The 14,526-nt window shown below is 29.0% G+C and carries 11 protein-coding genes, 1 tRNA gene and 2 pseudogenes; all 14 read left to right on the top strand.

Annotated features, from left to right (window positions below):
• Positions 1–30 precede the first annotated feature (30 nt).
• Entirely contained in the window at positions 31–453 is a 423-nt protein-coding gene (locus B3Z56_RS08340; RefSeq protein ID WP_346848262.1) for a MarR family transcriptional regulator, read from the top strand.
• Between the two features lie 99 nt (positions 454–552).
• Entirely contained in the window at positions 553–906 is a 354-nt protein-coding gene (locus B3Z56_RS08345) for a carboxymuconolactone decarboxylase family protein (RefSeq protein WP_035134524.1), read from the top strand.
• Between the two features lie 96 nt (positions 907–1,002).
• Positions 1,003–2,697, top strand: a complete 1,695-nt coding sequence (lpdA, locus tag B3Z56_RS08350; RefSeq protein ID WP_346878584.1) for a dihydrolipoyl dehydrogenase — start codon at positions 1,003–1,005, stop codon at positions 2,695–2,697.
• Positions 2,690–3,631 carry a lipoate--protein ligase gene (locus B3Z56_RS08355; RefSeq protein WP_346878585.1) on the top strand — a complete coding sequence of 314 codons (942 nt, stop codon included), beginning with the start codon at positions 2,690–2,692 and terminating at the stop codon, positions 3,629–3,631. Before lpdA ends, B3Z56_RS08355 begins: the two co-directional genes overlap by 8 nt.
• Before the next feature lie 253 nt (positions 3,632–3,884).
• Positions 3,885–4,118 carry a TIGR04540 family protein gene (locus tag B3Z56_RS08360; RefSeq protein WP_035134530.1) on the top strand — a complete coding sequence of 78 codons (234 nt, stop codon included), beginning with the start codon at positions 3,885–3,887 and terminating at the stop codon, positions 4,116–4,118.
• 325 nt (positions 4,119–4,443) lie between these two features.
• Positions 4,444–5,793, top strand: a complete 1,350-nt coding sequence (locus tag B3Z56_RS08365; protein WP_346848265.1) for a TrkH family potassium uptake protein — start codon at positions 4,444–4,446, stop codon at positions 5,791–5,793.
• 54 nt (positions 5,794–5,847) lie between these two features.
• On the top strand, positions 5,848–6,300 hold the full coding sequence (gene msrB / locus B3Z56_RS08370; RefSeq protein WP_346848266.1) for a peptide-methionine (R)-S-oxide reductase MsrB: 453 nt from the start codon (positions 5,848–5,850) through the stop codon (positions 6,298–6,300).
• Between the two features lie 170 nt (positions 6,301–6,470).
• Positions 6,471–8,483, top strand: a complete 2,013-nt coding sequence (locus B3Z56_RS08375) for an ATP-dependent DNA helicase (RefSeq protein ID WP_346878586.1) — start codon at positions 6,471–6,473, stop codon at positions 8,481–8,483.
• A gap of 382 nt (positions 8,484–8,865) precedes the next feature.
• Complete coding sequence (locus tag B3Z56_RS08380) at positions 8,866–11,772, top strand: acyl-CoA dehydratase activase (RefSeq protein WP_346878587.1); 2,907 nt, start codon at positions 8,866–8,868, stop codon at positions 11,770–11,772.
• Positions 11,773–11,775: 3 nt separating this feature from the next.
• The gene (locus B3Z56_RS08385) at positions 11,776–13,092 is read left to right on the top strand and encodes a 2-hydroxyglutaryl-CoA dehydratase (RefSeq protein WP_346878588.1); all 1,317 of its coding nucleotides are present in this window, start codon (positions 11,776–11,778) and stop codon (positions 13,090–13,092) included.
• A 150-nt stretch (positions 13,093–13,242) separates the two neighbouring features.
• A tRNA-Glu gene (locus tag B3Z56_RS08390) sits at positions 13,243–13,317 on the top strand.
• Between the two features lie 26 nt (positions 13,318–13,343).
• Positions 13,344–13,469 (top strand): annotated as a pseudogene (locus tag B3Z56_RS08395) (Gp15 family bacteriophage protein); the annotation flags it as partial.
• 159 nt (positions 13,470–13,628) lie between these two features.
• Complete coding sequence (locus B3Z56_RS08400; protein WP_346848270.1) at positions 13,629–13,850, top strand: hypothetical protein; 222 nt, start codon at positions 13,629–13,631, stop codon at positions 13,848–13,850.
• A gap of 118 nt (positions 13,851–13,968) precedes the next feature.
• Positions 13,969–14,473 (top strand): annotated as a pseudogene (locus tag B3Z56_RS08405) (IS3 family transposase); the annotation flags it as partial.
• Positions 14,474–14,526: the final 53 nt, after the last annotated feature.

A 14,526-nucleotide genomic window follows, 5' to 3' on the forward strand; every position in this document is an offset into this window, starting at 1 on the left:
AATAAGTATAGAAGGGAATGTAAATTATATATGTTTGATTTAGATGATTGCATTGCATTTATAACAAATAAAAGTGCAAAGAAATTAGCTGACGAATTTAATAGAAGATTACAAGAGAATGGTACAACTAGAGTACAATGGATAGCTTTATTTTATATAGGTAAAGCAGGAGAAATTTCTCAAAAAGAACTTTCGGATTATATGGATATTAAAGAGTCTTCAATGGTAAGACTTATAGATAGAATGGAAAAGGAAGAGTTAGTGGAGAGAAGAAAGGATTCAGAAGATAGAAGAATAACAAAGATAATATTAACTGATAAAGGTAAGTTTTTAAAAGAAGAACTTATGCCTAGAGGACAAGTGTTCCAAGATGATGTATTAAAGGGAATATCGAAAGAAAATTTAGAGATTTTTAAAGAAGTTTTGCAAAGGATGACAGATAATATATGTTAGCTATTGACAATACCACCCCATGGTGGTATTTTTATATCATAAATACTTGTAGTGCTAACTATTGCACTAGCAACTATTAAATGATATGGGGGTATAGATATGAAAAAAGATGTAAGAGAAATGTTAAATGACTTTATGAACGGACTTGGTGAATTAGGCGAAACTAATGGAGAAAATGTTAACGCTTTCATGGGACTATTAGGTAAGACTTATGAAGAGGGTGCATTAGATACTAAAACAAAGGAATTAATTAGCGTTGGAATTGCTGCTTATAACAGATGTGAATATTGTATAGTTTTCCACGTTTACAAAGCTTTAGAAGCAGGAGCAACTAGAGCTGAAATAATGGAAGCTGCTATGGTATCTGTTGCCTTTGGTGGAGGTCCTAGTATGGCATATTCTGTAACTTTATTAAAAGATGCTGTTGATGAATTTGAAAAAGATTTTAACTAAATAAGATTTTAAATTTAAGACCTTGAGTATTATACTCAGGGTCTTAAATCCAGAATCTTAAACTAATATATATTTGGTATTAAAGGAGAGGTTGAAATGGATATTAAGTTGGAAAGTCTATCAGGAAAAAGCAAGTCTGCTAAAGTAGGCAAAATTAATATACAAGTTGGAGAGAATGTTAAGTTAAATGATGTAATGTTCCAGCTAGAAACAAATAAAGGAAATTCACCTGTAAAAGCTAAAGGAAGCTATAAAATTGAAGAAATAAAGGTTACAGAGGGACAAGAGGTAAAGGTTGGAGATACATTACTTATAGTAAGTGGAGAAGCTTTAGCTGAAGAAACTAAAAAAGTTGATTACTTTGGTAGCTTAATAAAGGGTAAAAAAGAAAATTTAAATATAGATCTTTTAGTAATAGGTGCAGGACCAGGAGGATACGTTTCTGCTATATATGGAGCTAAAAAAGGTTTGGAAACTATAATAGTTGAAAAGGATAATTTAGGAGGGACTTGTCTTAATGTAGGATGTATTCCTACAAAATCTCTAGTTAAATCTGCTGAAGCATACAATGAAGCATTAAATGGAGAAGAATTTGGATTTGAAGTAAAAGATATAAAGCTAGACATGAAAAAGGTCATAGCTAGAAAAGATAAAATTAGAAATAATTTAGTTGGTGGCATCGACTATTTATTAAATAAAAATAATATAAGACTTATTAAGGGAGAAGCATCTTTTATAGATAACCATAAAGTATTAGTGAAAAAAGGTAAAGATGAGTATATTATTGAAGCTAAAAATATCATTATTGCTACTGGTTCTAAAATATCAAAAATAAGTATCCCAGGCATAGAGTTACCTTTTGTATTAAATAGTACAGAAGCTCTTAGTAACACAGAATTACCAAAATCAATTACTATAATTGGTGGTGGAGTTATTGGTATGGAATTTGCATTCCTTTATTCAAATTTTGGTGTTAAAGTAAACGTGGTTGAATACGAAAATAGAATCCTTAACATGGTGGATTTAGATGTCTCTGAGGAAATACTTGATATAGCAAAATCAAAGGGCATAGGTATATATACAAGTTCAAAGGTTACTAGAATTGAAAAATCTGAATCAGGTGAAGGTATAGTTATATTTGAAAATGAAGGTAATGAGAAGCTTTTAGTTTCAGAAAAGGTATTAGTAGCAATTGGAAGAGAGCCTAATATGGAAGGGCTAAATCTTGAAAATACTGATATAGAACTAAATGATAGGAATAGAGGTATAAAGGTTGAAGGTAATTTAAAGACAAATGTGGAAGGAATATATGCTATTGGAGATGTTAATAGCAAGATCCAATTAGCCCATGTAGCTTCACATCAAGGAATTGTAGCAGTTGATAATATATTAGGAAAAAATAAAGAAATGAAGTATGAATGTATTCCTAATGTAATATTTACAGCTCCAGAAATTGCTTCAGTTGGTCTCACTGAAAAACAATGTATTGATAAAAATATGAATATAAAAATAAGCAAGTTCCCTTTTGCAGCCAATGGAAAAGCCTTAACTATGGGTCAAGAGTATGGATTTATTAAAATAATAAAAGATTTAGATTCAGGTAAAATGGTTGGAGGGTCAATAATAGGTCCAGATGCTTCATCATTGATAAGTACGCTAACACTTATTATTCAGCAGAATATTTCAGAAGAGAGCATAGCAGAGACTGTATTTGCACATCCAACTACAGGTGAAGGTATACATGAAGCAGTATTAGGATTATCTATAGGAGCAATACATTATAATGAATAAAGTAATTATTTCAAAGGAAGTTAATCCTTATTATAATTTAGCCTTAGAAGAAGAATTGTTAAGAAATATAAAGTCAGAAGAAACCATATTATATCTTTGGCAAAACGAAAATACTGTAGTTATTGGAAGAAATCAAAATCCTTATAAAGAATGCGATTTAGATTATATGAAAGAAAACCATATTATATTAGCTCGAAGAATTTCTGGAGGTGGAGCAGTTTTTCATGATTTAGGAAATTTAAACTTTACTTTTATAACAAAGGAAATTGAGAGTAACTTAGATAAACAACTTAAGGTTATAAAAGGTGCTGTAGAGTCCTATGGTTTTAAGGTTGAGTTTTCAGGAAGAAATGATTTGCTTTTGAATAATAGAAAGTTTTCAGGACATGCATTTTATTGTGAAGATGGTAATTATTTTCATCATGGTACTCTTATGATTGATGTAGATATTACTAAACTTGAAAAGGTTCTTACTCCATCTAAGTTAAAATTAAAATCTAAAGGCATAGAATCAGTAAAAAGTAGGGTTATAAATTTAATAGAGGTTTGTAGTGAATTAAATGTAGATAATTTAATTCAGTCATTGGTAAATTCCTTTAAGAATATTTATGGAGAGTTGCAAAACTCATATATTTATAATATGAGTAGTTATGTACCTAAATTATATGATAAATACTCTAGTAAGTTGTGGAATTATGGTGAGAGTCCACAATATGATGTAGTTCTCGAAGAAAAAACTGTTATAGGTAATATAGATATAAATTTATCAGTGGAGTCAGGAAAAATAGTAAAGGCTAAAATATTTTCAGACACTTTAGAGAATATAAATTTAGGAAAAGTTGAAGAGCAGCTTATAGGCATTATATTCGCTAGAGATGAAGTTGTAAAATTAATAGATGACTATATAAGACAGGTATCAGAAAAATATGTATAAAAATATTTGTATAAATCATAATATTCATAGGCTAAAATATATTTACCTAATCTAGATAAGTCAAGAAAATTTAACATTTTTGATATGGATTATATTTTAATGATATAATCCATATTTTTATGTAAAATAACCTTGGTAATTAAAAATAATGTAGGGTATAATATGTATATTGTAAATATAGTAGCTAACAAATAAATTATTGCTAATATATTAACAGTATATTTATTATTGTAAAACTATGGAGGATTATAGCATGAGAACAATTTATAAAAACCCTAAGGAATTAGGTGCTTGTTTAAGAGATATTGTAGATTTATACAGAGATGATTTAATGACCTATGAAAAATTATCAGATAAGGTTATTAAAATTGTAGATTCTAATGTAGAAAGATTCTTTAAAAATGGTGATGTTGAAATAAAGATTGCAAATATTCTAGAGGAAGATAGAATAGCAATTATAAAAGATATATTAGATAAAAATAATTAAAAAATCTTATTATAAATTTATAAAAAAAGATGAGCTTTATTGATTAAAATAATGTAAGCTTATCTTTTTTATTTAGCGTTAAAAAATAAGTATATAAAATATACAAACATTTATATAGAAAGAGTTGTGTATACTAAAGTTAATATATTAAATTTAATTTATATATAGCAATGTTAAATCCGTGTTAAATAATCAGGTTTTGTTACAAAATCTATTTAACAAGGTGTATAAATTATATATGATATATGAAGGAAATCAATTACAAAAAACTAAGTATAAAATTATAAGATATTTATTTCAAGACTTATAGACTGGAGGTTACTTTATGGAAAGTCTTAAAATTTTAAAAAAAACTAAATTTAGTGAAGTACAGGTATTAGCCCTTGGGTTTTTTATAGTAATTTTTATTGGAGGTACAATATTAAGTTTACCCATATCATCTGCTAGTGGAGAGGCCACAAATTTCTTGGATTCAATATTTACAGCTACATCTGCCACCTGTGTTACAGGGTTAGTTACAGTAGATACAGGTACTCATTGGAACCTATTAGGACAGACCGTTATTATGATATTAATTGAAATCGGTGGTCTTGGATTTATGTCTTTTGCCACTTTTATATCTGTACTAATAGGAAGAAGAATTACTTTAAAAAGTAGATTATTAATGCAAGAAGCAATGAATACCTTTAATATTCAAGGGTTAGTAAAAATGCTTAAAAAGGTTATGTTATTTACTTTTATAATACAGTTTATAGGAGCATTAATACTATCCACTCAGCTCATACCAGAGTTTGGTGTAGCTAGAGGTATATATATTAGTATATTTAGCTCTATATCTACCTTTTGCAATGCTGGTTTTGATTTATTTGGAAATTTTAATAGTTATACAGCATATTATGATAATTCCATTATACTTTTAACTGTAAGTGCATTAATAGCTATTGGAGGGTTAGGTTTTATTGTATTGTTAGAACTTTATAATTATAAAAGTACAAAAAAGTTATCTTTACACGCTAAGGTAGTGTTATTAATAACTACTATATTAATAGTGGGAGGAACTATAGTAATGTTTATCCTAGAATATAATAATCCTAATACCTTAGGAAATATGAATATTAAGGACAAAATAGTAAACTCTATTGTAGCTTCCATAAGTCCAAGGACAGCAGGAATTAACAGTGTACCAATAGATAAGATGACTACAACATCAAAATTTATAACTGTTATACTTATGTTTATTGGAGGTTCTCCAGGTTCTACAGCAGGAGGATTAAAAACATCCACCTTTGGTATAATTTTATGTACAGCTATTTCTGTAATTAAAGGAAAAGAAAATGCTGACATATTCGGAAGGACCATTCCAAGAGGATTACAATTAAAAGCTGTTACTCTTTTAATAATAGGAATGGGATTAGTAACCACAGTCACTATGGCACTTACTATAGCTGAACCTAATGAAGCCTTTTTAGATGTGTTATACGAAGCTACATCAGCCTTTGGAACAGTAGGATTAACTACAGGTGTAACTCAAAGGCTCAGTGAACCAGGAAAAATTATAATTATTATGTTGATGTATTTAGGAAGAGTTGGTCCACTTACTGTAGTAATGGCTCTAATTAGCAGAAAGAAAGGTACTAATTACAAGTATCCTGAAGGAAAGATATTGATAGGATAAACACATTTGTGAAATATTAAATAAAAAAACTATTATATAGGAGGTTAATATGGTATGGATAATAAATATATGAAAAGAAGTAAGGAAGAGTTGAAAAAAATATTAACCAAGGAGCAATATAACGTAACTCAAGAAAATGGTACCGAGCTACCTTATAAAAATGAATACTTTGACTTTTACGAAGAAGGTATTTATGTAGATATAATAACAGGAGAACCATTATTTATATCTAGTGATAAGTTTAACTCAGGATGTGGATGGCCAGCTTTTTCCAAGCCAATAGATAGAGATTTTATTAAAGAAAATATAGATAAAAGTCATGGAATGGTCAGAACCGAGGTAAGAAGTAAAAGTGGAGATTCCCACTTAGGTCATGTATTCTGTGATGGACCTGAGGAACTAGGTGGATTAAGATATTGTATAAATTCAGCTTCACTTAAATTTATTCAAAAGGATAAGATGAAGGAAGAAGGGTATGAAGAGTACTTAGATTTACTTGATAAATAAATATACAGATGAGAGTATGGCACTAAGATGTGGTTAGATGGATTTATCTATTTAATCACATCTTTTTCTATGTTTAAGAGATTAAATGTGGAAATCTACGGTTGTATTTTAAGGAGAAAAATGTGAAAATAAAGCTATATTACAAAAAGTCTTAATAAGGAGGGATATAGATGTTTTGGTTTTCAGAAGATAGTAAGAAGGTAGATAAAAATCTTTCAAAAGAAGATGAATTACAGCAGCTAGTATGGAATTTTTTTATGAACAAAATTCCTAAACTAGGTTTTGAACAGAGAGAAGGGCAAGAAGATATGGCGTTAGATATATGTAACGCTATAGCTGACAGACAACATACTATAGTGGAAGCAGGAGTAGGAATAGGAAAATCTTATGCATATATAGTTCCCTTACTTTATTATAATAAACTTTTTAATAAACCTGTATTAATAGCTACGTCAACTATAGCTCTGCAAGAGCAACTAATTAAGGATGTAAAAAAAATTTGTTCTTATATTAATCATAAACCAGAAATAGTTTTAGCTAAAGGCATGACTCATTTTGCATGTAAAAGTAGAGCCGATAAATATTTTAAAGAGATTAATAGGAAAGAGTTTAATGATAATCTAGAAATACTATGTAATTACATAAATAATGGAGTAGTAGATAGAAAAAATATAAAGTTAGATGTAGATAATAATATATGGGACAATGTGAATGTAAAGGCAACAGAGCATAATAGGTGTGAACATTATAATAATTGCAGTTTTATGTCTCTAAGAAGAGATATGTTAAATACTGATGGCATAATTTTATGTAATCAAGACTTATTAACTGTACATTTTCAAAAGTTAAAGAAAGGTCAAAAGGGGCTTTTAAATGAGAAAATAGATTTAATTGTTATAGATGAAGCTCATAATTTGGAGGAAAAAGTTAGAGCATCTTTAATAGAAAGCTATAACAAATATAAAATAAAATCTATTTTAGGAGATGTAATTGAAACCATAAAAATATCAGCTATAAGAAGAGAGAGTTACGAAAATTTTAATAATATAGCTCATATTTTGAATGTTATTTCTAATAAACTAAATAATCAAGTAAAAAAACAAATTAACTCATCACCTAAGGGTGAAGAAATGGAAAAGTATTTTATTAATATAGATGAAATACGAGAAGAGCTTTTACTTTTAAATAGTAAAATTGATTTAATAAATTATAAAGTACAATTTTATAGTGATGATAATTTATGTGAAGAAGTATTCGAAGAGCTAGAGAATCTTCAAGACTTTATAAAAAGTTTGATATCTATAAAGAGTAGGGATTTATTTTGGTTAGAAAATTTTAATGATATTCATATATTTGCATGTCCTAAAAATATAAGTAAGGAGATAAATTCTTTATACTTTGATAAGTTAAAAACTACTATATTAACTTCAGCAACTATTGCAGATAAGAGTCAAGGTAGTGAAGAAGAGAGATATGAGTATTTTATTAAAAGTACAGGCTTTCCAACTAGTACAGGATTTTTATCAACACCAAAACCATCACCTTTTCCGTACAATTACAATGCCATGATATATTATACAGAAAATATGCCTCATCCAGTAGAGGCGAGAGAAAGGTTTATAAAATTGGGGGCAGAAAAAATAGTAAAGCTTCTGAATATTACAAAGGGAAAAGCATTAATTTTATTTACATCTAAAAGTGATCTAAAGGAAGTTTATGAGATATTAAAACATAAAAATTTAGAATATAGGATTTTAAAACAGCAACATATGTCCTCTCAGGATGATATACTTGAAGAATTTAAAAAGAATAAGAATTCCGTATTATTAGCTACAGGAACATTTTGGGAAGGAATAGATGTGCCTGGAAAATCATTATCGAATTTAATTATATTTAAGCTACCATTTCCGGTACCAGATCCAATTATAGAATATAAAAGGACTTTATCAGAAGATTTTTTAATGGAGGTAAGTGTACCATTAATGATAGTAAAACTTAGGCAAGGAGTAGGAAGGGTAATAAGAAAGCATGATGATAAGGGGATAGTGGCAATCTTAGATTCTAGAATTGGTGAATTGTCTAATAGCCCGTATAAAAATATAGTGTTTGATTCCCTCCCTATTAAAAATAGAACTAATGATATAAGAGAAATAGAAAGTTTTTGGATGAAAATGGATGAATAGAGCTTAAGCAAGATATAGAAAGGAAGTTATTCTATATCTTGCTTTTTATTATAAATATCATGAAATAACGACTTAAAGCACATTAACAGTAACTTGAAAATAATTTATATAAGTAATATAAATTAAAGTATATGGTTATATATTTATAAATATTTAATAATAAAGTAATATTTATAAAATTGAAAAACTATAATTTCTAAAGATAGAGAAATAGTTATTTACAGTATGTTAAATAATAGTTAAATATATGTTATTTAGTAAATAATATGGTATAATATGGTGTTTAGATAATATGTAGAAGATTTATAAAACTAAATCTTTAATTGTTATTTTTAAGAGGGTAAAAGCTATATAGTATGGCATTTATTTAGGAGGATTTACTATGAAAATAGGAATTGATGTGGGCTCAACCACAATTAAATCTGTTGTTTTAAATAACTTTGGAAAAGTTATTTATCAATCATATGAACGTCATTATTGTAAAATAAAAGAAAAGACTTCAGAACTGCTAAAGAAAATTAGAGACAAGTATCCAAGAGAGAAGTCTATGGAACTAAGCATTTCTGGATCTGCTGCTATGGGCATGGCCGAAAAATGGAAGGTACCCTTTGTTCAAGAGGTTTATGCAACAAGGATTGCTGCAACTACTTTAGAAGATGATGTGGATGTTATCATTGAATTAGGGGGAGAAGATGCTAAAATACTATTTTTAAAGGATGGTATGGAAGTAAGGATGAATGGCTCATGTGCAGGTGGAACAGGAGCATTTATTGACCAAATGGCTACTTTGTTAAATATGTCATTAGACGAAATGAATGAGACTGCTAAGGATTATAAAAAGATTTATACTATTGCTTCTAGATGTGGAGTTTTTGCTAAGTCAGATATTCAACCTCTTCTAAATCAAGGAGTTGTTAAAAGTGATTTATCAGCAAGTATTTTCTTTGCTGTTGTAAATCAAACTATTGCAGGATTAGCTCAAGGTAGAGTTATAAAAGGTAACGTATTATATCTAGGAGGACCACTAAGCTTTAACTCAGAATTGAGAAAAGCCTTCGACAAAACTTTAAATTTAACAGGAAAGTGTCCAGATAACTCACTATATTATGTAGCTTTGGGGGCAGCCTATTATGCTAGTGAAAAGATAGATATAGATAACTTGATTATTACTTTAAATAATTATCGTGAAGATGAAACTTATTCTATGGCACCACCACTATTTAAAACAAAAGAAGAGTATGATGAATTTAAGCTTAGACATGAAAAAAGCAAGGTGCTTGCCAAGGAGGAAATTGATGTTGAATCACCAATAACTATAGGAATAGATTCTGGTTCTACAACTATAAAAATTGTTGCTATTAATGAAAATAAAGAAATTGTATCTTCAATTTATAGACCTAATAGTGGAAATGCTGTAGAGGTAGTTAAGGAATACTTAGAAAATATATATAACACATATCCCGAAGTTAAAATTTCAGCAGTTGCAGCAACAGGATATGGTGAACAATTAATAAAAAATGCCTTTAAGGTAGATTATGGTATGGTAGAAACGGTAGCTCATTTTACAGCAGCCAAACATTTTATGAATAATGTTGATTTTATTATTGATATAGGAGGACAAGATATAAAATGTTTTAAAATACATAATGGAGCTATAGATAATATATTTTTAAATGAAGCTTGTTCATCAGGTTGTGGCTCTTTCTTGCAGACCTTTGCTAATGCATTAGGATATTCAGTTGAAGAATTTGCTAACTTAGGATTATTCTCTAAAAATCCAGTAGATTTAGGTTCTAGATGCACTGTATTTATGAATTCTTCTGTAAAGCAGGTGCAGAAGGATGGAGCTACCATAGAAGATATATCAGCAGGATTATCTGTTAGTGTAGTTAAAAATGCACTATATAAAGTAATTCGTGCCAGTAATGCAGAGTCTCTAGGAAAAAATATTGTAGTTCAAGGAGGAACTTTCCTAAATGATGCTGTACTTCGTGCCTTTGAACAAGAATTAAATGTACAAGTCCTTAGGCCTACAATTTCTGGGCTTATGGGTGCTTATGGGGCAGCTTTGTATGCTCATGGAAAAAATAATGATAAAAGTACTATTCTTAATAAGAGTGAATTAGAGAATTTTAATCATGAAGTAAAAATGACTAACTGTGGGCTTTGCAATAATCATTGTAGATTAACTATAAATACCTTTGGAGAAAGTAGAAAGTATATTGGTGGAAATCGATGTGATAGACCTATAAGTAATAAAAATCATGGAGAAGTGTCCAACATATATGAGTATAAGAGAAGCTTACTAGATAGTTATCCTAAAATTTCAGGTAAAAGAGGAAAAATTGGGATTCCTATGGGATTAAACATGTATGAATTATACCCATTTTGGTATAAATTTTTTACAACCTTACAGTTTGAAGTAGAAAAATCTGAACCATCTTCAAGAGAAATTTATCTGAAGGGGCAAACAACTATACCATCAGATACAGTATGCTTTCCAGCAAAACTAATTCACGGACATGTACAGTCACTAATAGATGGTGGATTAGATACAATTTTTTATCCATGCATGACCTATAATATACAAGATAGTTCAGCTGATAACTGTTATAACTGCCCAGTAGTTGCATATTACTCTGAAGTAATTCAAGGAAATATGCCAGATGTTTCAAAGGTAACCTATATTTATGATTATATAGGAATTCATAGACCTAAGGATTTTTCAAAGAAGATGCATAGCATATTGTTAAAATATTTTAAGGACATATCTTTAAAAGAAGTTAAGGAAGCAACTACTCTTGCTTACAAAGAATATGATAGATATTTAAAAAAAGTAAGGACAAAGGGTGAAGAAATTATTGAGAAAGCAGAAAAGGAGGGTAAAGATATAATTGTCCTTGCTGGTAGACCTTATCATATAGATAGTGAGATAAATCATGGAATTGATAAGTATATTAATAGCTATGGAGCTGCAGTTATATCTGAAGATGTGATTTCTCATAAGGTAGATAAGGTGAGCCTTCAGGTGTTAAATCAATGGACATATCACGCTAGATTGTATAAGGCAGCTAAGTATATAACAGACAAGCCTAACATGAATTTAGTTCAGTTGGTTTCCTTTGGTTGTGGTGTGGATGCAATAACTACCGATGAGGTAAGAGAAATTTTAGAAGAGTCAAATAAGATATACACCCAAATTAAGATAGATGAAATTACTAATTTAGGAGCGATACAAATAAGACTTCGTAGTTTATTTGCAGCAATCCATCAAGGGGAGGGTGAATAAGTAATGGATAATGAAAATAAAGTAACCTTTACTAAAGAAATGAGTAAAGATTATACTATATTAATGCCTATGATGGCACCCATACATTTTGAAATTTTAAAAAATGTATTCCTAAATAGTAAATATCACATAGAACTATTAACTAATAAAGGTGAATCAGTAGTACAAACAGGACTAAAATATGTTCATAACGATACTTGCTATCCAGCTTTACTGGTTATAGGTCAAATGATAGATGCTTTAAATAGTGGAAAGTATGATATTAATAAAACAGCTTTAATTATCACTCAAACTGGAGGAGGATGCAGAGCATCAAACTATATATACTTACTTAGAAAGGCATTAAAAAAGGCTGGATATGGACAGGTTCCTGTTATTTCTTTTAATTTAGCCGGAATGGAAAAAGATAGTGGCTTTAAAATAACATTGCCTATGATTCATAAAATGTTATCAGGAGTCATTTATGGAGATCTTTTGATGCATTTGAGCAATCAAGTGAGACCCTATGAAATAAGTAAAGGTGAAAGTGATAAAGTAATAAAAAAATGGATTGAAGAGTTAACTTTGCAATTTAAAAATAATAAGGCTTATTCTCTAAAAAAAATTAAGACCAATATGGATAACATAACAAAAGACTTTGCAAATATAAAAATTGAAAAAACTCCTAAAGTAAAAGTGGGTATAGTGGGAGAGATATATATTAAATATGCAAGCTTAGGGAATAATGATTTAGAAGCATTTTTAGCTACACAGAATTGTGAAGTAATGATACCAGGAATTCTTGGATTTGTATTTTATTGTACAGATGAAAGAATAGACAATATAAATCTTTATGGTGGAAGTAAGGTAGTTAAGTTTATTGTTCAAAAATTTATGAATTACCTATTGAAAATTGAGAGTTTACTTATATCTTCAGTAAAGGAAAATTCAGATTTTATACCACCATCATCCTTTAAAGAAACTAAAAAGTTAGCAAAGGGTGTAGTTGGATATGGTAATAATATGGGAGAGGGATGGCTTCTTACAGCAGAAATGTTAGAGTTGAATAATTTAGGATATAAAAATATTATATGCACTCAACCCTTTGGATGTTTGCCAAATCATATAGTAGGTAAGGGAATGGTACGAAAAATAAAAAACATTCATCATGATGTTAATATAGTACCTATAGATTATGACCCTGGTGCTACTAGAGTAAATCAGGAAAATAGAATTAAACTTATGCTTGCCATTGCAAAGGAACAACTAGATCATAAGGAACTTAATATCAATCCGAAAGATATTAATAGTGATATAGATAAGGAAATTGCATTAGTGTAAAACCACAATTTTTAAAAAGTTATTCAATTATAAATTTGAATAGATGTTAAGAAATCTATTGTATAATAAAATAATTCATAATATGGAATTAAATTAAATTGTATGATATTATTAACAGGTAGAGAAAATAAGTAATCAAACTGTTAATAAGGCTTGTTGGTCAAGTGGTCAAGACGCCACCCTCTCACGGTGGAAACAGGGGTTCGATCCCCCTACAGGCTACCATATATTTGTAATAATTACATTGGTACAGGTTTAAAGCCATGTTCAAAGCTCTTAAAGAGGATAATGAGATAGTTAAAATTATGGGTTATCGTGCTATGGATATTAATAAAATAAAAGATAAGGAACAAAAGGCACACTATACAAAGATATAAAACTTATATAAGATACCTATTAACAATGATGAAGAAGAAAAGCTTGATGAAATTAATCAAATTCTACTTAATGGTGGAGATGGTAGTAAAGTATTGTAATTTATTCCTTGTATAATGTATAATTAATTTATATTTACATAGGGGAAGGGGTTACATATTATGAAATGTCCTAAATGTGGAAGTCAGAATGTTACAGTTCAAGCAGTTACAACAACGAAAACAAAACATAGAGGTTGTTTAGGGTGGTTGATATGGATTATGTTAGCTATTTGTACTTTGGGTTTAATAATAATTATACCTTTAATAACTAATAGTAAAACTAAATCTAAAACACATAGTGAAGCAGTTTGTCAGAATTGTGGCAAAAGGTGGAAAGCATAAAATAAATTTAAGCACTTACTTTAAAATGTACCCTATATAATAGACACTTTAAAAAAAGTCTATTATATAGGGTATTTTTATGTATAATACAATTAATATATAGCTTTAGGAGTGATAATATGAGCAACAAATACCTGGTAAGGTGTTGTTAACAGATATAACTTATTTATTTTATAAGAATGGTCAAAAGGTTTATTTGTCAACTATTTTAGATGCTTCTACCAATGAAGCTTTAGCATATAACATTTCTAAAAGTTTAAAAATTGATATTGTTACAGAAACAATTGATAATTTGGTGAAATCGAACAAGCATTTACTCCGTAAAGATGTATTTATTCACTCTGATCAAGGTGCTCATTATACTAGTCCAATATTCCAATCAAAATTAAAGCAAAAACAATATAGGACAATCAATGTCTAGACGTGGAAATTGTTGGGACAACGCTCCGCAGGAGTCATTTTTCGGTCATTTAAAAGATGAAACAAATCTAAAGCATTGTGAAACCTTTGAAGATGTTTTATGTGAGATTGAGGATTACATGGAGTATCATAATAAGTATAGAGGTCAATGGAACTTAAAAAAGGTGACTCCTGTTCAATACAGAAATCATCTTTTATCTTAGAGCCTTTTTAAAAATGTACTTGACTTAGGGTACACTTTATTATAGCTAAGTCC

This window comes from Clostridium sp. UBA7791, assembly GCF_002480755.1.
GTDB lineage: Bacteria > Bacillota > Clostridia > Clostridiales > Clostridiaceae > Clostridium_J > Clostridium_J sulfidigenes.